The sequence below is a fragment of the Pseudarthrobacter sp. SSS035 genome (assembly GCF_023273875.1).
Lineage (GTDB): Bacteria > Actinomycetota > Actinomycetes > Actinomycetales > Micrococcaceae > Arthrobacter.
Map to the genome: position 1 here is coordinate 1 of NZ_CP096882.1, position 21,142 is coordinate 21,142.

The following is a 21,142-nucleotide window of genomic DNA, read 5'->3' on the forward strand; positions in this document are numbered from 1 at the left end:
AAATAGGGCCATTAGTGCCAATTGAAAACGGGGCCACGGGGTTGTGGTTCTATTGTGCCGTACTGGCGGCGGGTTGGTGTTTCTTGAGCCGGTAGCTGTTGCCTTTGAGGCTGATGACCTCGGCGTGGTGGACGATCCGGTCGATCATGGCCGAGGCGATGGTCAGGTCTCCGAAGACGTCGCCCCAGCGGGCGAACGGGAGGTTCGACGTCAGAATCATGGACGCGTGTTCGTAGCGGCTGGAGACGAGCTGGAAGAACAGGTTCGCCGCGTCCTGATCGAACGGGATATAGCCGACTTCGTCGACCACCAGGAGACTGTAGCGGCGGAGTTTGACCAGTTCCTGGGCGAGTTTCCCGCGGGAGTGGGCCTCCTGGAGCCGGGCGACCCAGCCAGTGGCGGAGTCGAAGAGGACCCGGTGCCCGGCCTTGGCTGCCTTGATGCCGATGCCGACCGCGAGATGGGTTTTGCCCGTGCCGGGAGGTCCGAGCAGGACCACGTTTTTGGCTTCGGAGAGGAACACCCCGGTGCCCAGGTGCGCGATGAGGTTCCGGTCCGCGGAGGGCTGATGGTCGAAGTTGAACTCTTCGAGGTCCTTGTGGGCCGGGAACCGTGCGGCCTTGATCCGTGTCGCCGCTCCCGAAGCTTCACGTTCGGAGACTTCCCGGGAGAGGACCGCGGCCAGGTACTCCTCATGGGACCAGCCGGCGTCCCGGGCCTGGTCCCCGAGCCGGCGGAACCCATCGCTGATCCGCGGTGCGCGCAGGGCCCGGGCGTAGTACTCGATCTGTGACGGAGTCCCGGTCATGAGGCCACCTCCAGGACCAGATCCGGCTGCGGGCCGAGGTCGATGCCGAAGATCTCGTCGTAGGCGGCCAGATCCCGCACCTGGACCGCTTCTTCGGGTTCGGGGCGGTGGACTCTTTGGGTCCGGAAGTCCCGGCGCATCACCGCAGCGCGGGCCACATGGACCGGATCGGTCACTACAAGATGCCGGGCCCAAGCACGGACGTGCGTGGCAATGATGACACCCTCGTGCGTGACCCACACGGTGTCCAGATCAGCGACGATATCCACGATCCGCCCAATGAATGAAGGGTCCACGGAATAGTCGTTGGAGAACACCCGCACGTAGTAATCCCGCGGCAGGCGCACCGCGTTCCGGAACACCGACTCCGGGCTCACCGGCGGCAGTTCCCGCATCCTTTCCCGGTCCAGGACGATCAGCTCGTCCGGGCGGCCGTGGCGGGACCGCGAATACCGGTGATTGGCCTTGGGTAGCCAGTCCTCCAGCTGGCCGTTGAAGTCCGCTGGTGAGCGGAAGTCCCGGCCCGGCATGAAGCGTTGCCGGAAGAACCTGTTCATCCGCTCGACCATGCCCTTGGACTCCGGGTCCCGCGGCGGAAGCAGCTTGATCTCCAACCCCAGGGAGCCTGCGAACGCGGCCACGGGCTCCGTGGGCCGGCGCCTGCCGATGCCGGACTCGTTGTCCCACAAGAGCCGCGAGGGGACCGCCTGCGCGTCCTGCAGCAGCGTCCACATTCCGCCCAAAAGATCCGGCGTCGTCCGCGACGGCAGCATCCGTGCCTGGATGAATCCCGAGAACGCCGAGGTCATCACCAGCACCGGCGGCGTGTCGGACTGGCCCGCACCGACCGGCAGCGGCTCGTGCGGGAACCAAAGATCGCACTGGACCTGGAACCCCGGCTCGTGGACCAAACGGTCGGCCGGGTCCGGCGGGGCGTATTCCGGCCGGATCGCGGCGACCTTGGCCCGGAACAACGACGCGGAACCTGACCAGCCCACCCGCTCCGCCAGCGTCGCGGCCGGCATCGTCGGCGTCTTCACCAAAAGCTCCCGCACCCTGGGAGCAAACGCATCAAAACTCGATACCCCGGATGCCCGCTGATACTTCGGTGCCCGGTCCGACTCCAGCGCCCGGTCCACCGTTCCGCGGGAAACCCCCACGATCCTGCCGATCTCCCGCTTCGAGTGCTTGCCTGTCGAGAACAGGTGGCGTATCTCCGCCCAATCATCCAAATTGATCACCTTCCATAATGGTCGGTGGCCCTATTTTCAGTTGGCGTTCCTGGCCCTATTTTCGGCTGGCGTTAACAGCCGTGGAGTGCCAAAGCAGCCTGGTAGACCACCTCGGCCTTCAACGGAGCTCTCTTGTCTGAGTAAGCACGATTGTGGTTCTTGACCAGGTCGGCAAAGCCATCGCTGCCGCCTTCATCCTTGAAAACGCGCAGGAGCTCTTCCGTGCCGTCTTGGTGAGCATCCTCACGATTGAGTCGGCGATGAGCTGCATAGCGCGCTACAACGTTCTCTACGGCCCCATACGTCGGCCCCGTGGACCATAGCGAGTCGATGACGCACAGAGCCAGGCTATTCGGATAGCCATTGGCCGTTATCCAAGTGGCTGGGTCGCCGAAAATCGTCCGGCACGCTTCGGTCAGCCGTTCCGACTCCGCGGCGAACTCAGTCGTCATGGTCGGACTCTAGCAAGCTTCGCGCAGGAATCAGCCCCATGGCCCATCGACCCGCGCAAATACACTAAATCCCATGATCAGATTGCTTCCTGGTGCTTCCCCAGACACCACGCTCAAGATGCTAGCTACCGCAGTTAACGAGACTGCCACCGTATCGAGCGCCGGCTACGCCAGCGACCGGTACAACAGCTACGTTGAGTGGGCGTCCCGGAATGGCAATCTGCTCGCCCATTACCTGCACCCTGATGAAGTCGACGCGCTAATCACCTCACGGCGTTACTGGTCACTGCTCGCCCTTGATGTCTCTACCATCCCGTTCAGCGCCCTTGCGCAGCTGGTGGATGGCGAAGTGCAGCAGCGCGTTCGTGCCCTCGAGGAGGCTAAGCGAAGGATCGAAACCGATGTGCAGCTGTGGGACAACGGCAAGGCTGTGGCAGTCGTTCTCGATACCGGAGCGTGGCTGAAGTATTTCGATGATCCGATGAACTATGACGAATGGCGTGAACTGCTCGACGAGCGTCCCCATGTCCCCTTGGTCATCACCGTCCCAATGAAGGTTGTGGATGAGCTCGACGGCAGCAAACGGAACCGCGTCGATGCTCCAAAGGGAGGCAAGTCGATCCGCTTTCGGGCAGGGTTAGCCCTGAAGTATCTCGAAGCCCAAGGAGTCGTGCCGGGTGAGCGCGTAAAGCTCCAGGAAGGGAGCCTGGCAAGTGCGCCCCCTACTCAGACGGTCTATCTGTCAGTCCTAGAGCAGCCTCTTGACCAATCGCCTATACCAGATGGAGATCTGGAGATCATCGAGCGAGCAGGAGCAGTCGCACCGTACGTCAGCGGGATCCGGATGATTACCACCGACTACGGGATGGTCTACCGGGCGAAGCAGGCAGGCATAGCGGCCGTACGCGTCAAAGGCTACGAGGAAGAAATGACGCAGCAGACCACCCGTTAGCTTTCGCCTGAGAATTCAGCTGTCATGCTCGGGGCCTGTCCAAGTACGCGTACCCGCGCAGCTCATCGACCGTGCTCGCCTTCATGCACAGCAGTCGTCCCTGGACCCTTGCTCGGGCTGTTGGTGAGCTCGTGGAACGCGGGTCCGTGCTGGCCCGGAGTCCGGTGGTGAGTATTGTGGGTCAGCTGGCATGATTCGCCGGCCTGGAACAGTGAGTCTTCGGCATCGACGCGGATGCAGCGCACCGGCACGGACTCGACCGGCTCAATGGAAGCAATGTATGTTTCAGTACGCGTGGCCCTGACGACCTTTGCCTGCTTCCGGGCCAGCCGGAAGCATTTGGTGACATACCTCGGATTGAACGATACCCGCCAGGTCCCGCCATCTCTGGACCGAGTGTCGGCACTGTACGCCATGGTGGGGCGCTCACCCAGTGAGGACAGGAGCCGGAATACATCGCGGGAGAGCCGTTCCCTGCCGACGAAGATGATGCCGGTCTTGGCTGCACAGCCGTCGGAGTCGAGCAGGCCTTGCAGGAGAGCGATGCACTGCTCGATGGAGCCCAGGAAGTATTCCTCAGGGATGTGCTTGTCGCGCCAGCACGACAGCTGGCGGAGCGCCCTAGCCTGTTCGCCGCCCATGTTAGCGCCGAAGCCGGTTTTGTCCGAGAAGGTCATGCGGTTGGCGGCGCCCTTCTTCGTACCGACCGGGCGGACGGTCACGCCGATGTCAGTCATGTTGGCAGTGAACGCTTCCAGGTCCTCATCCCCGACGGTGATGTTGCAGCCAGCGGTACTCCCGTCACCCAACCAGTAGCCGAGCAGGTAGGGATCCATGGGCAGATCGCGCTCGGGGCGCTCCTGCGGACCTGGATGGGGGTGGCCCAGCGCTTTGCCTTGTGCTCGTACATCTGGCGGGAAGTCCATACCCGGTTGTACTGCTTTGGCCAACCGGAGGGCTTGGCCTTCCACAAGTGGCCGTCGGAAGCGATGACGGAGGTTCCATCCAAGAAGGTGACGCGGAAGCAGTCGCGGCCCACTTGGACAGAAAATGCTTCGGCCACCGTCACCGGCCTGCCGGTGGTGCCGTAAATCATGTCCCCCGCCTGCAGCTCGCCCATCGTTGTCCAGCCGTCCGGCGTGGGGATGGGCGTGTGCACAGCCAGGGCCTCATTGGCGATATGAATGGACGCCCATCGGAAAATGTTAACCATTCGGCGACCCAACCCAGGACCTCATAGCCCAGCGTGTTGTCGGGAAGCAGCCAGTTGCCCTGCTCGTCCTTCTGCCATATCGGGCCAATGTTGGACGGCGGAAAGTGGACTGCGGCATATTCATCTGACGGTTCAAGTTCGGCAAGCTCCTATTCGTTCAAATGAAACTTAGCCGCGACCCCCGACAAAGAGTCGTTAGAAGCCTTGAGCACCTAGGCCCACCCTTTCAAACGGGCATACGTCAGGCCTTCTGGACCCCCAGCTGCTGCCGGTAAGTGTCGATGGCAACCAACGATGCGGAAGTCTCGGCTTCTTTAGGACCTTCGAGTTGAATGGGCATGCGCGCAACTCCCCATCTCCTTGGCTTCCTGCTCGGCTTTGGCTGCCGCCCCTCGACGCGGGCGTGGCGTCATGCCCGCTGCTCGGGTGGCCAGGTCGATGAGCGAACCGTCCGTGTTCGTGATGTCGCAATGCCCTGCTTGAGAGCTGTCCTGGTTACTTTTTGCAGCCGCTCAGGAGAAACGCTTCCGGACTTGTGAAGCTGACGGCGCGCAGTGGACGAGCCCTTCAAGGAAGGGGTCTCCGGCCAAGTCTTTTGATTTGTCAAGCTTTGTCAACAGTAAAAAACCAAAAAGCCTGTGACCTGCGGAAACACTGTGCCCGAGGTGGGACTCGAACCCACACACCTTTCGATACCGCATTTTGAGTGCGGCGCGTCTGCCAATTCCGCCACTCGGGCGCGGAATACGCTGTGCAAACCGGTACGCCCACAGCTGATTGTGAGCAACGCGATCGCTTCACGTACGCGGAATTACTCTACATGCAGATAGGCTGAATTCCAGAATCGCGCCGCTGACGCCGCAATAGACCATGCAGATCAATCTACGGCCGCGGGCGCACCTAAGATGGTGATGTTCCCGCCGTACCTTTCCAAGGAGATCCCGTGACTGAACAAACGGAGTCAAAACCCACGTCCCAGCCGGCGCGCCGCGTCATTGTGGCCGAGGATGAAACCCTCATCCGACTCGACATCATCGAGATCCTGCGCGGCGAAGGCTATGACGTGGTAGGCGAAGCAGACAACGGCGAGAAGGCCGTGCAGCTCGCCGAGGAACTCAAGCCCGACCTCGTCCTGATGGACGTCAAGATGCCGATTATGGATGGCATCACCGCAGCCGAGAAGATCGTCAAGGCCCGCATCGCCCCCGTGGTCCTTTTGACGGCTTTCAGCCAGAAGGAACTTGTGGAGCGCGCCCGCGACGCCGGTGCCATGGCCTACGTGGTCAAGCCCTTCACCCCTGCGGACCTCATCCCGGCACTGGAAATCGCGCTCTCCCGCCACGAGGAAATCAAGGCCCTCGAAAGCGAAGTGTCGGACCTCCAGGAGCAGTTCGCCACGCGCAAGCTCGTCGAGCGCGCCAAGAGCCTGCTGACCACCAAGATGGGCCTGACGGAGCCGGAGGCTTTCCGCTGGATCCAGAAGACCTCCATGGACCGCCGCCTCAGCATGCGCGAAGTCGCCGAGACCATCATCAACCAGGTCAACTAGCACAAGAGGCGACACCGGGGATTTCGAAAAGCTCAATCACCGGAAAGCTCAATCACCCGGAGACCAAAGAAAAGGACCCCTGCCAGCCGGCAGGGGTCCTTCCTTTTAGGTTGCTATGCCGTCGGCCAGGGACCGAGCTTTTCCCTGGGCGCACCAGCTTCGCCGCCTAGGCTTCCGGCGTCGCCCAGGTCTCCGACCCGGTGAACCTTCAACATGTTCGTGGAACCGGCCTTTCCGGGAGGCGAACCGGCGGCTATGACCACCAGGTCGCCGTCGTCCACTACTTTCAATTCCAGCAGGCTGCGGTCAACCTGCGCGGTCATCTCGTCAGTATGGCCCACCATGGGAACCAGCACCGGCTGGATGCCCCAGGTCAGCGCCAGCTGGTTCCACACGTGCTCCAACGGAGTGAACGCGAATACCGGCCTGACGGGGCGCAGACGCGACAGGCGGCGCGCGGAGTCGCCGGACTGGGTGAAGGTACAGATGTACTTTGCATCCAGCTGGTCAGCGATTTCGACGGCGGCGCGGGTGATGGCGCCACCACGGGTCTTGGGCTTGGTGCCCAGCGGCGGAACGCGTTCCAGGCCATGGACCTCAGTGGATTCAATGATCCTTGCCATGACCTTGACGGTCTCGATCGGGTACTTACCCACGCTGGTCTCGCCGGAGAGCATAACGGCGTCTGCACCGTCAAGAACGGCGTTGGCGCAGTCGGAGGCCTCCGCACGGGTGGGGCGCGGGTTGTCGATCATGGATTCGAGGACCTGCGTGGCCACGATGACCGGCTTCGCCCAGCGGCGTGCCAGTTCGATGGCGCGCTTCTGCACGATCGGCACTTCCTCGAGCGGAAGTTCCACACCGAGGTCGCCACGGGCCACCATGATGGCGTCGAAGGCGTCGATGATTTCGTGCAGCTGGTCCACTGCCTGCGGCTTTTCGATCTTGGCGATGACCGGCACACGGCGGCCTTCTTCGTCCATGATCTCGTGCACGCGGGTGATGTCGGAGGCGTCACGCACGAACGACAGCGCAACCATGTCTACGCCGCGGCGCATGGCCCAGCGCAGATCGTCCTCGTCTTTTTCGCTCAGCGCCGGCACGTTGACCGCAACGCCGGGAAGGTTGATGCCCTTGTTGTTGGACACCATCCCGCCGACGGTTACCTCTGTAACGACCTTGACGTCGTCGACCTCAATCGCCCGCAGGGCAACCTTGCCGTCGTCGATCAGCAGGGCATCCCCCACGTTGACATCCTCGGTGAGGCTCTTCAGCGTCGTGGAGCAGATGTCCTTGGTGCCCGGAACGTCCTCGGTGGTGATGGTGAAGATGTCACCCTCGGCCAGGGCGTGGGGGCCGTCCACAAAGCGCCCAAGACGGATCTTGGGGCCCTGCAGGTCAGCCATGACTGCCACAGGCTTGCTCAGCTGGGCTGCTGCCTTGCGGACATTCTCGTACGTGTTGTCGTGCACGGTGTAGTCACCATGACTCATGTTCATCCGGGCAACATCCACACCGGCTTCCAACACCGCGAGGGTGTTCTCAAAGCTGGCAATTGCCGGGCCAAAAGTGGCCACAATCTTAGCGCGTCTCATATACCTACCCTAGTAGTGTCCTGCATTGGTTAAGTTGTTGTGGAGGTTAATCCGCGGCGAACTGACGGCTGTCAGAGAACCGCGATGGCCCGGTCCGTCGGAGCCACCGGCGCCGGCAGGATGGTGCTGCCCATGAGGAACTTGTCCACGGCGGCGGCACAGGCCCGGCCTTCAGCGATGGCCCATACGATAAGCGACTGCCCGCGTCCGGCGTCGCCGGCCACGAAGATGCCCTCCGTGTTGGTCATGTAGTACCCGTCGCGGGTCACGTTGCCGCGCCCGTCGAATTCGGCGCTGACCTGCTCGGTGATGCCCGCAGGCTCGGCTCCAGTGAAGCCCAGCGACAGGAAGACCAGGTCCGCCGGGATGATCCGTTCGGTGCCGGCCTTCGGGAGGCGCTTGCCGTCAACGAATTCCGTTTCGGCGACCTTGACGCCGGTGAGCTTGCCGTTCTCGCCGACAAACTCCACGGTGGAGGCGAGGTACGTGCGTTCGCCGCCTTCCTCATGGGCGCTGGCCATTTCGAACAGGGTGGGGAACGTGGGCCAGGGCTGGTGCCCGGCGCGTTCCGCCGGCGGCTGTTTGCCGATGGCCAGGGTGGTCACGGATGCGGCTCCATGGCGGTGCGCGGTACCGAGGCAGTCAGCACCGGTATCGCCGCCGCCCAGGATCACCACGTGCTTGCCCTTGGCATGGATCTGGTTCTCCACCGTTTCCCCCGCGACAACACGGTTGGCCGGGACCAGGTAATCCATGGCAAAGTGCACGCCGTCAAAGTCACGGCCCGGGATGGGCAGGTCACGCGGCACGGTGGCGCCGGTGGCAATCACAACGGCGTCATACCGGCGGCGCAGCTGCTCCCACGTCACGTCAGTGCCCACAGCAACTCCGGTGCGGAAGCGGGTGCCTTCCGTCTTCATCTGCTCGATGCGGCGGTCCACCTGCTCCTTCTCCATCTTGAAGTCGGGGATGCCGTAGCGGAGGAGCCCGCCAATCTTGTCGTCACGTTCGTACACCGCCACGGTGTGGCCAACCCTCGTCAGCTGCTGCGCCACGGCCAAGCCAGCAGGGCCGGAGCCGACGACGGCAACGGTCTTGCCGGTCAGGCGCGTCGGAGGCAGCGGGTTGACCCAGCCGCTGTCCCAAGCTTCGTCGATGATGGACACTTCAACCTGCTTGATGGTGACTGCGGGCTGGTTGATTCCCAGCACACAGGACGCCTCGCACGGCGCCGGGCAAAGCCGGCCGGTCCACTCGGGGAAGTTGTTGGTGGCGTGCAGCCGCTCAATCGCTTCCTCGCCCTTGTCCCGCCACGCGAGGTCGTTCCACTCGGGGATGAGGTTGCCCAGCGGGCAGCCCTGGTGGCAGAACGGCACGCCGCAGTCCATGCAGCGGCCGGCCTGGGCCTTCAGGACACCCTTTTCCTGGGCCTCATAGACTTCCTTCCAGTCCATGATGCGGACCGGAACGGGGCGGCGCGGCTGCGTTTCACGCTGGCGTACTTTAAGAAATCCGCGTGGATCAGCCACCGGTCACCTCCAGGATTCGAGCCCATACTTCTTCGCCATCAGGGTCAAGGCCCTCTTCGATGGCGTCCAGCCGGGTTTGCAGGACTGCCGCGTAATCGCGCGGCAGCACTTTGGTAATGCGGGCAGCAGTATCGTCGAAGTTCTCCAGCAACCGCGCCGCGTGGAGCGATTCCGTTTCCTCGACATGCTTCACCAGCAGGCCGTGGACAATGTCCCGGTCCTCGGCGTCGAGTTCAACGAGCTGGAGTTCGCCGGACTGCAGGGCGTCCTTGTTGACCTGCGTGGTCTGCAGGTCCAGCACATAGGCGGTGCCGCCGGACATTCCGGCGCCGAAGTTGCGTCCGGTGCGGCCGATGATCAGCGTCTGCCCGCCGGTCATGTACTCGCAGCCGTGGTCGCCGATGCCTTCAACAACTGCGGTGGCCCCGGAGTTGCGGACCAGGAAGCGCTCGCCCACCTGGCCGCGCAGGAACATCTCGCCGCTGGTGGCGCCGTAGCCGATCACGTTACCGGCAATGACGTTGCTTTCGGCCTTGAACACGTTGGTGCGGTCCGGCCGGACAATGATCCGCCCGCCGGAAAGGCCCTTGCCCACGTAGTCGTTCGAGTCACCGAAGAGGCGCAGCGTGATGCCGGCCGGCAGGAAGGCGCCCAGCGACTGTCCCGCGGTACCGGTCAGGGTGATGTCGATGGTGTCCGGCGCCAGCACGTCCGTGCTGAACGTCTTGGTCACCGTGTGGCCCAGCATGGTGCCCACCGAGCGGTCCGTGTTGATCACGTCCACCGCGATCTTCACCGGGCTGCGGTCAGTCAGGGCCTCCGTGGCCATGGTGATCAGCCGCTGGTCGAAGTGCTTGTCCAGCTCGTGGTTCTGCGAGGTCATGTTGCGCAGCGGAGCGTCGTCGTCGAACTCGAGCCCGTGCAGGATCGGGTCCAGGTCCAGGCCGTCGGCCTTCCAGTGGTTGATCGCTTCGCGGGCGTCCAGCACCTCGGCGTGGCCGATCGCCTCTTCGATGCTCCGGAAGCCGAGTTCCGCGAGGATCTCGCGGACTTCCTCGGCCAGGAATTCGAAGAAGTTGACCACAAATTCGGGCTTGCCGGTGAAGCGGGCCCGCAGTTCAGGGTTCTGCGTTGCGACGCCCACCGGGCAGGTGTCCAGGTGGCAGACACGCATCATGATGCAGCCTTCCACCACCAGCGGGGCGGTGGCGAAACCGAATTCCTCGCCGCCGAGCAGCGCGGCGATAACAACGTCGCGGCCGGTCTTGAGCTGGCCGTCCACTTGGACCACCACACGGTCGCGCAGGCCGTTGAGCATCAGCGTCTGCTGGGTCTCAGCGAGCCCCAGCTCCCACGGCACACCCGCGTGCTTGAGCGAGTTCAGCGGGGACGCGCCGGTTCCGCCGTCGTGGCCGGAGACCAGTACGACGTCGGCCTTCGCTTTGGTGACACCCGACGCCACAGTGCCGATCCCCACTTCGGAGACGAGCTTGACGTGCACCCGGGCCGAGGGGTTGGCGCGCTTCGCATCGTAGATGAGCTGCGCGAGGTCCTCGATGGAGTAGATGTCGTGGTGCGGGGGCGGTGAAATCAGGCCGACGCCGGGCGTCGAGTGGCGCGTCCGGGCAACCCAGGGGTACACCTTCTGCGCCATCAGCTGGCCGCCTTCGCCGGGCTTGGCACCCTGGGCCATCTTGATCTGGATGTCGTCAGCGTTGGTCAGGTACAGGCTGGTGACGCCGAACCGCCCCGACGCGATCTGCTTGACAGCAGAGCGGCGCTTCGGATCCAGCAGGCGGTCCACGTCCTCGCCGCCTTCACCGGTGTTGGACTTTCCGCCCAGCTGGTTCATGGCGATCGCGAGGGTCTCGTGGGCTTCCTTCGAGATGGACCCGTAGCTCATGGCGCCGGTGGAGAAGCGCTTCACAACGCTGGAGACGGGCTCCACTTCCTCCAACGGAACAGCGGGACGGTCGTTCTTGAACTTGAGCAGCCCGCGCAGGGTCATCAGGTTCTCGGACTGGTCATCCACGCCCTTGGTGTACGCCTTGAAAATGTCGTAGCGGCGCTCACGTGTGGCGTGCTGGAGGCGGAAGACGGTCTCCGGGTTGAACAGGTGCGGCTCGCCGTCGCGGCGCCACTGGTATTCGCCGCCGCCCAGGAGCGGGCGGTGCGGCAGTTCGATGCCGCCTTCGGGGTAGGCCATCTGGTGCCGCGCCGAAACTTCGGCGGCGATGACGTCCAGGCCCACGCCGCCCAGCTGGGAGTGAGTGCCGGCGAAGAACTCGTCCACCAGTTCCTGGCCGAGGCCCAGGGCCTCGAACGTCTGCGCACCCGTGTAGGACGCAACTGTGGAGATGCCCATCTTGGACATGATCTTGAGGACACCTTTGCCGAGGCCCTTGATCAGGTTGTAGACGCCGTCCTGCGGGGTGACCCCAACAACGTCACCGGCGGTGATGAGCTGCTCCACGGATTCCATGGCGAGGTACGGGTTCACGGCGGAGGCGCCGTAGCCGATCAGGACAGCCACGTGGTGCGTCTCGCGGACGTCGCCGGCCTCGACCACCAGGGCGGTCTTGGTGCGGTTGGCGCTGCGCAGCAGGTGGTGGTGCACGGCGCTGACCAGGAGCAGCGAAGGAATCGGCGCCCACTGCGCGTTCGAGTCGCGGTCGGACAGCACAACGTACTGCACGCCGCGGTTGATCGCGCCGGACACCTGCTCGCAGATCTCGGTGAGCCGGGCACGCAGCGCGTTCTCGCCGCCTTCGGGGCGGTAGAGCCCACGGACCTTCATGGCCACGCGGTCGCCGTCGGGCGTTTCGATGTTGGCGATCTTGGCGAGTTGGTCGTTGTTGATCACGGGGAACGGCAGCATGACCTGCGGCTGGCGGACCTGCTTGGTGTCCAGCAGGTTGCCGTTCGGGCCGATGGCGCAGGTCAGCGACGTGACCAGCTCTTCACGGATGGCGTCCAGCGGTGGGTTGGTGACCTGCGCGAAGGACTGCACAAAGTAGTCGAACAGCAGCCGGGGACGCTTGGACAGCACTGCGATCGGGGTGTCCGAACCCATGGCACCCAGCGGCTCGGCGCCGGTGCGGGCCATCGGGCCGAGCAGGATCTTGAGCTCTTCGGTGGTGTACCCGAAGGTCCGCTGGCGGATGTTGACGGACGCGGCCGTGTGGACCACGTGCTCGCGCTCGGGGAGGTCCTTGAGATCAATCAGGTTGTCCTTGACCCACTCGGCCCAGGGGTTCGCGGCAGCGACCTCGGCCTTGACCTCTTCATCGTCGATGATGCGGCCAGCGTCGGTGTCCACGAGGAACATTTTGCCCGGCGAAACCCGGCCCTTCTTGACCACCTTGGAGGGTTCGACGTCGATCACGCCCACCTCGGAGGCGAAGATGATCAGCCCGTCTTCGGTGATCCAGTAGCGTCCGGGGCGCAGGCCGTTGCGGTCCAGGGTGGCGCCGACGAGGTTGCCGTCGGTGAAGGAGACGGCGGCGGGGCCGTCCCACGGTTCCATGAGCAGGGAGTGGTATTCGTAGAACGCCCGCCGTGCCGGATCCATGGTGGCGTGGTTTTCCCAGGCCTCGGGGATCATCATCATGATCGAGTGCGTGATGGGGCGGCCGGAGAGCCAGAGCAGCTCGGCGACTTCGTCGAAGGACGCGGAGTCTGACGCACCGGGGGTGCAGATGGGGTACAGCTCTTCCGGGGAGTCACCCAGAAGCGGGTTGGCGAGCTGGGACTGGCGGGCGCGCATCCAGTTCCGGTTGCCCTTGACGGTGTTGATTTCACCGTTGTGGGCGATGGTGCGGAACGGCTGGGCCAGCGGCCAGGACGGGAACGTGTTGGTGGAGAAGCGCGAGTGGACGATCGCCAGCTTGGTCTTGAAACGCTTGTCCGAAAGATCGGGGTAGAACGGCTCCAGCTGGGCCGTGGTGAGCATGCCCTTGTAGACGATGGTGCGCGAGGACAGCGACGGGAAGTACACGCCGAACTTGTTCTGGGCACGCTTGCGGATCCGCCAGGCGCGTGAGTCGAGCTCGTTGCGGTCCAGTTCCTCGCCGGTGGCCGAGGCAAGGAAGGGCTGTGAGAAGTAGGGCATGCAGGCGCGGGCCATGGCGCCCACGAGGTCTGCGACGATGGGCACTTCGCGCCAGCCGAGCACAGTCAGGCCTTCATCGGCGGCAAGGCCTTCGATGCCGGCCTTGGCGGCGTCGGCTTCGCGCTGCTCGGCAGGGAGGAAGGCGGTACCGGCAACAAACTGGCCCGGTGCGGGGAGCTCGAATTCAGTGACGGCGCGGAAGAACTCGTCCGGGATCTGCATCAGCAGGCCGGCACCGTCACCGGTTCCCTCGTCGGCGCCCACAGCACCGCGGTGCTCCAGGTTGCGGAGCGCGGTCAGGGCCGCGTCGACAATGTCGTAGCCGGGCTCGCCGCGGAGCGTGGCGATGATCGCCAGGCCACAGGCGTCTTTTTCGTTCTCTGGGTTGTACAGACCCCGGGCCTCGGGCAGCGCGGCAAAGCGCTTGAACGGGGAGACGGGGCCCTGCGATCCTATTTTTTCGGACCAACGTGGGCTATGAAGATGGGTCATTGAAGACGTCCTTCCTCGAGATCGTGCGTATGGAAGGGACACCGTTGGCCCGCCTTGTAAGCGCCGATGTGATGGGCACAACAAAGTGTTATTTACTGGAAATTGTAGGCCAGACCGGTCTGCTGAACGAAGAGTTACGCAGGCCCGTGACCCGGACTTGACCGGCCAGCTGCTGTCTGCTGGCCGGATGGGCCCTGTTGCCACGACGCTGTGGTGTGTGGGCGCTCCGAGTGTTGACTCTGCTACCCTGCCGTGCTGGCGTACTACTTGTTCGTGCCAGCCTCCGGCGCGGATTCCGTTGCCTTGTGGCGGGAACTTCCGGTTACCGGCGACTCCGTTACGGGCTTGTCGCCGTCCCGGAATGCCGGTTCCTCTTCCGTTGGGGTGGAAGGGATCCGGGCACCATTTTGGTTATTTGGGAGATTATCACGCGATTCACTATCCGAGACAGAAGAGTCCGCATCGCGGACCGGTGCCTTTTCTTCTCCCGAAGCGTCAATGGCATCGTCTGCACCCGGCTCGCGGCCCGCCAGGAAGGGAGTGTCCGGTTCCGGGCGGCCCTTCAATCCCAGGAGGACGAACACGATGAGTGCTGCCACAAAGACAAAGATGCTGGTCCAGACGTTGAGCCTGGTGGTGATCCCGAACAGGTTGATCTGTTCGGCGTCGTCGATCCGCATTGCTTCGATCCAGACCCGGCCCAGCGTGTAATACATGGCGTAGAGCCAGAAGAGCCGGGCGCGGCGGAAGTGGAATCGGCGGTCCAGGGCCAGCAGGATGAGCACGCCGGCGATGTTCCAGATCGACTCATACAGGAACGTGGGGTGGAAGAGCGTATCCACCGGCATGCCGGCCGGGAAGTTGGGGTTGTCCGCATCAATCTGCAGGCCCCACGGCAGGGTGGTGGGCCCGCCGAAGAGCTCCTGGTTGAAGTAGTTACCCCAGCGGCCAACGGCCTGCGCCAACAGCAGTCCGGGCGCCGCGGCGTCCAGGAAGGCGGTGAGTTTCACACCGGACCGGCGGCAGCCGATCCAGGCGCCCAGGACGCCCAGAACCACGGCACCCCAGATGCCCAGTCCGCCACGCTGGATCTGCGGGATGAGCCACAGGTCCCCGGTCCCGTCGAAGCCGGGCCCGAAGTAGGCGTCCGGGGACGAAACCACGTGGTAAAGCCGGCCGCCGATGATGCCGAAGGGAATCGCCCAGATGACGATGTCCCAGACGCTGCCTTCGGGCGCGCCGCGGCGGGCCCACCTGACGGACGTGAGCCACAGGCCCACGATGATCCCGGCGAGGATGCACAGGGCATAGGCGTGGATCCGCAGAGTCCCCCACGGCAGCGGGATGTCGAAGCCGGACCAGTCCGGGCTGGGGATGCTGGCCGGCACCAGGGCGGCGGCCTGAAGGAGGATCTGCATGGTGGTTAGGCTTCTTCCCTGACGAGTCCTGCGCTCAGGTCCCGGGTGAGGTCTGCGACGGCGGGGACTCCCCCGTCACGGATGGCGGCAACAAGCGCGGTGCCAACGATGACACCGTCTGCGTACGCTGCGATCTCGCGGACGTGGCTGGCGTTGGAGACACCGAGTCCCACGCAGACGCGTTCGGCACCGGCGGCGTGCGTGTCCGCAACGAGCTTCTCCGCGCTGCTGCTGACAGCCTGGCGGGTACCCGTCACGCCCATGATGGAGACGGCATACACAAAGCCGCGGCTTGCCTTGACCGTCATGGCCAGGCGCTCCGGGGTGGAGGACGGCGCCACGAGGAACACGCGGTCCAGTCCGTACTTGTCCGAGGCGGCGAACCATTCCGATGCTTCGTCCGGGATGAGGTCAGGCGTGATGAGCCCTGCTCCCCCGGCCTCGGCCAGCCGGCGGGAGAACTCGTCCACACCCATCCGGACCACGGGGTTCCAGTAGGTCATCACCAGCACGGCGACGTCGGTGGCTGCGGTGATGCCGGCGACAACGTCAAAGACGCTCTCGACCCGGAATCCGTTGGCGATCGCCTCGGTGGTGGCGGCCTGGATGACGGGGCCGTCCATGACCGGATCCGAGTAGGGAATGCCGATTTCGATCAGGTCGGCACCGTTCTTCGCCATGGCGATGCCGGCGTCAATGGTGGCCTGGACGTCCGGGTACCCGGCAGGCAGGTAGCACACGAGCGCTGAGCGCCCGGCGTCCCGCGCACGGTCGATGGCGGCGGCGGACTTGCTGGCCGTCTGTTCAGTCATCAGTTCTGGTCCTCGTTGTTGTCCGCTGCCCTGTCGGCAGGGCCCTTGGGCTTGCGGGTGGACAGGTTGGTGCCCTTGACCTTGCCCTCCTCGTCGAGCATGTCGAACCATTCCGCGGCGGTTTCCACGTCCTTGTCGCCGCGGCCGGAAAGGTTCACAATGATCACCGTTTCGGACGGGTCGGCACTGCCTTCGGTGAGGCGCTTCCCGACCTTGATGGCACCTGCGAGGGCGTGTGAGGATTCGATGGCGGGGATGATCCCCTCCGTCCGGCACAGCAGCTTGAACGCATCCATTGCTTCGCTGTCGGTGATGGGTTCGTAGCTGACGCGGCCGATATCGGCCAGGTACGCGTGCTCCGGGCCAACGCCCGGGTAGTCCAGGCCTGCGGAAATCGAGTGCGACTCGATGGTCTGCCCGTCGTTGTCCTGCATGAGATAGGAACGTGCGCCGTGCAGGACGCCCGGCTTGCCGAGGGTGATGGTGGCTGCGTGCCGGCCGGTTTCCACGCCGTCGCCGCCGGCTTCAAAACCGTAGATCTTCACGGACGGATCATCCAGGAATCCATGGAAGATGCCGATCGCGTTGGAACCGCCGCCGATGCAGGCGCAGACGGCGTCGGGCAGTTTGCCGGTCTGCTCCAGGATCTGGGCGCGGGCTTCCTCGCCGATGACCTCGTGGAAGAAGCGGACCATGGCCGGGAACGGGTGCGCCCCGGCGGCGGTGCCCAGCAGGTAGTGGGTGTTGTCGACGTTGCTGACCCAGTCCCGGAGGGCGTCGTTGATGGCGTCCTTGAGGGTCTGGGAACCGTTCACTACGGGCACCACGGTGGCGCCGAGCAGCTGCATCCGGGCGACGTTCAGTGCCTGACGGCGGCAGTCTTCGGCGCCCATGTAGACAACGCATTCCAGGCCGAGGAGCGCGGCGGCGGTGGCGCTGGCAACACCGTGCTGCCCGGCGCCGGTCTCGGCGATGACGCGGGTTTTCCCCATGCGCTTGGCCAGCAGGGCCTGGCCCAGGACGTTGTTGATCTTGTGGGATCCGGTGTGGTTGAGGTCCTCGCGCTTGAGGAAAATCCGGGCGCCGCCGGCGTGCTCGGAGAACCGCTTGGCTTCGGTCAGCAGCGAGGGACGGCCGGAGTAGTTCTTGTTCAGATCGGAGAGCTGGGCCAGGAATTCGGGATCTGCCTTGGCCTTTTCAAAGGTGTCTTCGAGCTCGTCCAGGGCGGCGATCAGCGATTCAGGCATCCAACGCCCGCCGTAGCCGCCGAAGTATGGCCCCGGGGCGTGCTTCAGCGAGCCGCCCTGCAGGAAAGCGTCCGCAGCGTTGTTGTCAGCGTTGTCTGAGGATTCAGCCATCAGTCCCGTCCTGTTCAAGTTGGTCGTTCGGAAGTGTTGTGCCGCCGGCGCCAGGCCCGACGGGTGCCCGGACTAGGCCCGGGCGGCGATGGCGGCAGCGCCGGCCGCCGTGAATTCGGCGATCCGGTCACGCGGCGTTGCGTCGCTGACCAGGGCCTCGCCCACCAGGATGGCATTGGCGCCGTTGGCGGCGTAATGCGTCACGTCGTCCACGCCGCGCACACCGGATTCGGCGATGACCAGTGCTTGGGCCGGAATCAGTCCGGCGAGGGAGGCGAAAACTGAACGGTCGACGTCGAGCGTCTTCAGGTTGCGCACGTTGACGCCGATGATGCGCGCCTCAGCCGCCACTGCACGTTCGATTTCCTCTTCGGTATGCGTCTCCACGAGCACGTTCATGCCGAGTTCGCGGCTGAGGGCGCTGAACTCCCGGAGCTGGCTGTCGGAGAGCGATGCCACGATGAGCAGGATCAGGTCCGCGCCGTGGGCGCGGGCCTCCCAGATCTGGTACTCATCGAGCGTGAAATCCTTGCGGAGCAGCGGAACGTCCACGCGGGCACGGACGGCGTCCAGGTCCGCAAGGGACCCCCTGAAGCGCCGCTGTTCGGTGAGGACGCTGATCACGGCTGCGCCGCCGTCGGCATACTGCTCCGCCAGCGCTGCCGGATCCACGATGCTGGCGAGGTCTCCCTTGGACGGGCTCCGTCGCTTGATTTCCGCGATGACCTTCAGCTGGTCCCGCTGCACCGCGGTGCCGCCTAGGGCCGACCAGGCGTCCCGGGTGGGTGCCGCGGCCGCCGCCAGGTCCTTCAGTTCCGCCAGCGAAACGAAACGCTTCCGGGCCTCCATATCCTCCCAGACACCGGCATTGATGTCGTCGAGAACAGTCGCCATCAGTGGCCGGAGCTCTTCAGCTTGCTGCCTTCGACGCCGTAGCCCGCCTTGCGCATGATGTAGCCAAGAATCAGGCCGAGGACCATCACGGCTGCGCCGGCGATGAAGATGGGGGTGTTGGCGATGACAAAGGCGATGGACGCGATGAGGGCGCCGACCAGCATAACGATCACGCAGGTCCAGGCCGCGGGGCTGTTGCCGTGGCCAAGTTCCTGGCTGTGGTCAACGACGCCGGGGGCAACGGTCCGGGTGCCTGATTTCGATACGGAAGCGGGTGCTTTGCTCATGTGAATCTCCTCGGGATGAATACTGCTTACATTCTGCCATTTTTTGGCCGTGACCTGCCTATCGGCAGACGCGGCTCAGGTTCCAGCGGGCTGCTCGCGTTTGGCTGCGAGCGGGGTTCAGGTGGGATCGTCGCCGCGCGAGAGCCGGTCCCAGCTGTCGATCTCGTCCACAGGACCGGTGGCGGCCGCCGTACTGCCGGCGGGCCCCCCCGTATGTGGCTGCGTCATATTTGGTCCGCGACTTCCAGTGCCGGCCAGCGGGGATGATCAGCAACGCGGCCAGCGCCAGCAGGGCACCGGCGACGACGGCGAGGACCGGGAAGGCAGTAACAGCCACTTCCGCGTTCCCGCCGGTGACCCCGGTGGCAGCGGCGATGGAGCCCTGCGCGGCGCCCAGCGGGTCAGCCAGCACCGTGGCAGCCGCGGCAATGATGCCGACGGAGGCCAACATGATGAGGGCGGTGATGACCCACCGCGCGAACTTTCCTGCGATGGATGCTGCCAGTCCGCCCGCCAGGGCCACAACGGCCAGGGCCGTCACCGCGGTGGCGGCCTTGCTGCCCTGGACCGGCAGGGTGTTCTGGTCCCCCGCGGCCTGGCCCATTTGGTTGGCGTCCAGGCTGACGGTGATCCACGTCTGGGTGGTGGCGGCGAAGACGGCCAGCGCAAGGACGGCGATCAGCAGTACCAGTGTGGATTTCCTGGCCCAGGCCGGCGTCATTCGGCGCCCTGGCTTTCCCCGGCGATGCCGGCGTCGCTGGTGTGAGAAGTGCCAGGGAGCGATTCCGCCGCAATGTTGTGCAGCGATCCGGCGGTGTGCACGGCCCGGAGCGGAGCGGCCGCCTTGTTCACGGTCTCCAGGGCTTCTGTGGGGTTCACGGAATCCGCCACGATGCCTCCGCCGGCCTGGACGTAGGCGCGTCCTTCGCGGAGAAGGGCCGAGCGGATGGCAATGGCCATGTCCATGTCGCCGGCGAAGTCGAGGTAACCCACCACGCCGCCGTAGATGCCGCGGCGGTGCGGTTCAAGCTCGTCCAGCAGGCGCAGAGCCCGGGGCTTCGGGGCACCGGACAGGGTGCCCGCGGGGAAGGTCGCTTTCAGGACGTCGTAGGCGTTGGCGTCCGGGGACAGCTTGCCCACCACGGTGGAGACCAGGTGCATGATGTGGCTGAACCGCTCCACCTCCATGAACTGCGTGACGTCCACGGTTCCCGCTACGCAGACCTTGGACAGATCGTTGCGGGAGAGGTCCACGAGCATCAGGTGTTCGGCGCGTTCCTTCTGGTCGGCCAGCAGCTCCTCGGCGAGGGCCTTGTCTCCCTCCACCGTCTTGCCGCGGGGACGCGAGCCGGCGATGGGATGGGTGATGACTTCCTCACCGGTCACCGTCACCAGGGCTTCGGGTGAGGACCCGACGATCGAGTACTCCCGGCCGTCGGCGTCCTCAAGGCTGAAGATGTACATGTACGGGCTGGGGTTGGTGTTGCGCAGGACGCGGTACACGTCAAGGGGCGAGGCTCCGCACTCCATTTCGAAGCGGCGTGAAATCACCACCTGGAACACTTCGCCGTCCACGATGGCTTCCTTGCCGCGGTCCAGCGCGGCCAGGTAGGAGGGTTCGTCCCACCGTTCTTCGACGCTTGAGGCAAAATCGAGGGCGGCGGGTTCCAGCACGGAAACCGGCTGGGCCACGGGCGTGCTGATCGTGGTCAGGAGGGCCTTGACCCGTGCCACGGCATCTTCCCAGGCCTCGTCCACGCGGTCGGAGCTGCCATCGAAGTTGATGGCGTTCGCGATCAGCAGCACTGTGCCGTCATGGTTGTCGTGCACTGCCATGTCCGTCACCAGATTCAGTGCCATCTCGGGCAGGTGAAGGTCATCCTCCGGTGGGCTGGTCAGCCGTTCCCAGTGGCGGACCGTCTCCCAGCCCAGGAAGCCGACGAGGCCGGAGGTGAACGGCGGCAGTCCGTCAAACCTGCTCGTCCGCAGTGCTTCGATGGTGTCGCGGATGGCGTCCACGGGATTGCCGTCCAGGGGCACGCCGGCAGGGGGCTGGCCCAGCCAGTGCGCCTGGCCGTCCTTGGTGGTCAGGGTTGCCCGGGACTTCGCGCCAATAAAGGAGTACCGCGACCACGTGCCGCCCACCGCCGCGGACTCCATCAGGAACGTGCCGGGCTGGCCCTGGGCCAGCTTCCGGTAGAGGCCGATAGGGGTCTCCGCGTCCGCCAGCACTTTGAGCGTGACGGGGATGACCCGGCTGCTGCCGGCGAGTTCGCGGAACTCCTCGAGGCCCGGGCTGATGATTCCAAGGTCCTGCATGGCTATGCTTCGCCGCCTGTTCTTGTGTGTCGCCTCGTGAATGTCGCCGGGTGTGGAACGGCGCCAGTCTTATGCTGCCAAAAGTGTGTGCCTGCGGGCAGAACATCCGCCCCGGGGCCGT

Annotated in this window: 17 protein-coding genes and 1 tRNA gene; 2 read left to right on the top strand and 16 right to left on the bottom strand. The window is 64.7% G+C overall.

Annotation, left to right across the window (positions count from 1 at the left end; genetic code table 11):
• Positions 1–49: 49 nt before the first annotated feature.
• The 3 genes from istB to MUN23_RS00015 form a co-directional block, all read right to left on the bottom strand.
• Positions 50–808: an IS21-like element helper ATPase IstB gene (istB, locus tag MUN23_RS00005; RefSeq protein ID WP_248761486.1), complete on the bottom strand. Its 759-nt coding sequence runs from the start codon at positions 806–808 to the stop codon at positions 50–52.
• A complete protein-coding gene (gene istA / locus MUN23_RS00010) occupies positions 805–2,049 on the bottom strand; it encodes an IS21 family transposase (protein ID WP_248761487.1) in 1,245 nt (414 codons plus the stop codon). Before istA ends, istB begins: the two co-directional genes overlap by 4 nt.
• A gap of 62 nt (positions 2,050–2,111) precedes the next feature.
• Positions 2,112–2,492, bottom strand: a complete 381-nt coding sequence (locus MUN23_RS00015; protein ID WP_248761488.1) for a hypothetical protein — start codon at positions 2,490–2,492, stop codon at positions 2,112–2,114.
• A 73-nt stretch (positions 2,493–2,565) separates the two neighbouring features.
• Between MUN23_RS00015 and MUN23_RS00020 the strand changes: the two genes are divergently transcribed.
• Entirely contained in the window at positions 2,566–3,444 is an 879-nt protein-coding gene (locus MUN23_RS00020) for a PIN domain-containing protein (RefSeq protein WP_248761489.1), read from the top strand.
• A gap of 62 nt (positions 3,445–3,506) precedes the next feature.
• On the opposite strand, the gene MUN23_RS00025 is transcribed toward MUN23_RS00020, so the two are convergent.
• The 3 genes from MUN23_RS00025 to MUN23_RS00035 all read right to left on the bottom strand — a co-directional run bounded on the left by MUN23_RS00025 (position 3,507) and on the right by MUN23_RS00035 (position 5,396).
• Positions 3,507–4,181: a hypothetical protein gene (locus MUN23_RS00025; RefSeq protein WP_248761490.1), complete on the bottom strand. Its 675-nt coding sequence runs from the start codon at positions 4,179–4,181 to the stop codon at positions 3,507–3,509.
• On the bottom strand, positions 4,178–4,657 hold the full coding sequence (locus MUN23_RS00030) for a hypothetical protein (RefSeq protein WP_248761491.1): 480 nt from the start codon (positions 4,655–4,657) through the stop codon (positions 4,178–4,180). Before MUN23_RS00030 ends, MUN23_RS00025 begins: the two co-directional genes overlap by 4 nt.
• A gap of 657 nt (positions 4,658–5,314) precedes the next feature.
• Positions 5,315–5,396, bottom strand: a tRNA-Leu gene (locus MUN23_RS00035).
• Between the two features lie 204 nt (positions 5,397–5,600).
• On the opposite strand from MUN23_RS00035, the gene MUN23_RS00040 reads away from it, so the two are divergent.
• Positions 5,601–6,206 (top strand): ANTAR domain-containing response regulator, encoded by a 606-nt coding sequence (locus tag MUN23_RS00040; protein WP_056345656.1) that lies wholly within the window; start codon positions 5,601–5,603, stop codon positions 6,204–6,206.
• 113 nt (positions 6,207–6,319) lie between these two features.
• Here MUN23_RS00040 and pyk read toward each other — a convergent pair whose 3' ends face one another.
• From pyk to MUN23_RS00090, 10 genes are all read right to left on the bottom strand, one after another.
• Positions 6,320–7,801, bottom strand: coding sequence for a pyruvate kinase (gene pyk, locus MUN23_RS00045; protein ID WP_248761492.1), 1,482 nt, complete (start codon positions 7,799–7,801; stop codon positions 6,320–6,322).
• A gap of 71 nt (positions 7,802–7,872) precedes the next feature.
• Positions 7,873–9,330, bottom strand: a complete 1,458-nt coding sequence (locus MUN23_RS00050; protein WP_248761493.1) for a glutamate synthase subunit beta — start codon at positions 9,328–9,330, stop codon at positions 7,873–7,875.
• Positions 9,323–13,933 carry a glutamate synthase large subunit gene (gene gltB / locus MUN23_RS00055; protein WP_248761495.1) on the bottom strand — a complete coding sequence of 1,537 codons (4,611 nt, stop codon included), beginning with the start codon at positions 13,931–13,933 and terminating at the stop codon, positions 9,323–9,325. The genes MUN23_RS00050 and gltB overlap by 8 nt, the downstream gene beginning before the upstream one ends.
• 263 nt (positions 13,934–14,196) lie before the next feature.
• On the bottom strand, positions 14,197–15,351 hold the full coding sequence (lgt, locus tag MUN23_RS00060) for a prolipoprotein diacylglyceryl transferase (RefSeq protein WP_248761496.1): 1,155 nt from the start codon (positions 15,349–15,351) through the stop codon (positions 14,197–14,199).
• A 5-nt stretch (positions 15,352–15,356) separates the two neighbouring features.
• A complete protein-coding gene (gene trpA / locus MUN23_RS00065; RefSeq protein WP_056345641.1) occupies positions 15,357–16,163 on the bottom strand; it encodes a tryptophan synthase subunit alpha in 807 nt (268 codons plus the stop codon).
• Positions 16,163–17,521, bottom strand: coding sequence for a tryptophan synthase subunit beta (trpB, locus tag MUN23_RS00070; RefSeq protein ID WP_248761497.1), 1,359 nt, complete (start codon positions 17,519–17,521; stop codon positions 16,163–16,165). Before trpB ends, trpA begins: the two co-directional genes overlap by 1 nt.
• Positions 17,522–17,593: 72 nt before the next feature.
• A complete protein-coding gene (gene trpC / locus MUN23_RS00075) occupies positions 17,594–18,415 on the bottom strand; it encodes an indole-3-glycerol phosphate synthase TrpC (protein ID WP_248761498.1) in 822 nt (273 codons plus the stop codon).
• Positions 18,415–18,702, bottom strand: coding sequence for an HGxxPAAW family protein (locus tag MUN23_RS00080; RefSeq protein ID WP_056345635.1), 288 nt, complete (start codon positions 18,700–18,702; stop codon positions 18,415–18,417). Before MUN23_RS00080 ends, trpC begins: the two co-directional genes overlap by 1 nt.
• A gap of 58 nt (positions 18,703–18,760) precedes the next feature.
• Complete coding sequence (locus MUN23_RS00085) at positions 18,761–19,423, bottom strand: Trp biosynthesis-associated membrane protein (RefSeq protein ID WP_248761499.1); 663 nt, start codon at positions 19,421–19,423, stop codon at positions 18,761–18,763.
• Entirely contained in the window at positions 19,420–21,021 is a 1,602-nt protein-coding gene (locus MUN23_RS00090; RefSeq protein WP_248761501.1) for an anthranilate synthase component I, read from the bottom strand. Before MUN23_RS00090 ends, MUN23_RS00085 begins: the two co-directional genes overlap by 4 nt.
• Positions 21,022–21,142: the final 121 nt, after the last annotated feature.

Excerpts from the sequence above, each read along its gene's own strand:
- lgt (WP_248761496.1), bottom strand. The coding sequence starts at position 15,351 with ATGCAGATCCTCCTTCAGGCCGCCGCCCTGGTGCCGGCCAGCATCCCC.
- MUN23_RS00025 (WP_248761490.1), bottom strand. The coding sequence starts at position 4,181 with ATGACTGACATCGGCGTGACCGTCCGCCCGGTCGGTACGAAGAAGGGC.
- pyk (WP_248761492.1), bottom strand. The coding sequence starts at position 7,801 with ATGAGACGCGCTAAGATTGTGGCCACTTTTGGCCCGGCAATTGCCAGC.
- MUN23_RS00015 (WP_248761488.1), bottom strand. The coding sequence starts at position 2,492 with ATGACGACTGAGTTCGCCGCGGAGTCGGAACGGCTGACCGAAGCGTGC.
- gltB (WP_248761495.1), bottom strand. The coding sequence starts at position 13,933 with ATGACCCATCTTCATAGCCCACGTTGGTCCGAAAAAATAGGATCGCAG.
- MUN23_RS00030 (WP_248761491.1), bottom strand. The coding sequence starts at position 4,657 with ATGGTTAACATTTTCCGATGGGCGTCCATTCATATCGCCAATGAGGCC.
- istB (WP_248761486.1), bottom strand. The coding sequence starts at position 808 with ATGACCGGGACTCCGTCACAGATCGAGTACTACGCCCGGGCCCTGCGC.
- trpC (WP_248761498.1), bottom strand. The coding sequence starts at position 18,415 with ATGGCGACTGTTCTCGACGACATCAATGCCGGTGTCTGGGAGGATATG.
- MUN23_RS00085 (WP_248761499.1), bottom strand. The coding sequence starts at position 19,423 with ATGACGCCGGCCTGGGCCAGGAAATCCACACTGGTACTGCTGATCGCC.
- MUN23_RS00090 (WP_248761501.1), bottom strand. The coding sequence starts at position 21,021 with ATGCAGGACCTTGGAATCATCAGCCCGGGCCTCGAGGAGTTCCGCGAA.
- trpA (WP_056345641.1), bottom strand. The coding sequence starts at position 16,163 with ATGACTGAACAGACGGCCAGCAAGTCCGCCGCCGCCATCGACCGTGCG.
- trpB (WP_248761497.1), bottom strand. The coding sequence starts at position 17,521 with ATGGCTGAATCCTCAGACAACGCTGACAACAACGCTGCGGACGCTTTC.
- MUN23_RS00080 (WP_056345635.1), bottom strand. The coding sequence starts at position 18,702 with ATGAGCAAAGCACCCGCTTCCGTATCGAAATCAGGCACCCGGACCGTT.
- MUN23_RS00020 (WP_248761489.1), top strand. The coding sequence starts at position 2,566 with ATGATCAGATTGCTTCCTGGTGCTTCCCCAGACACCACGCTCAAGATG.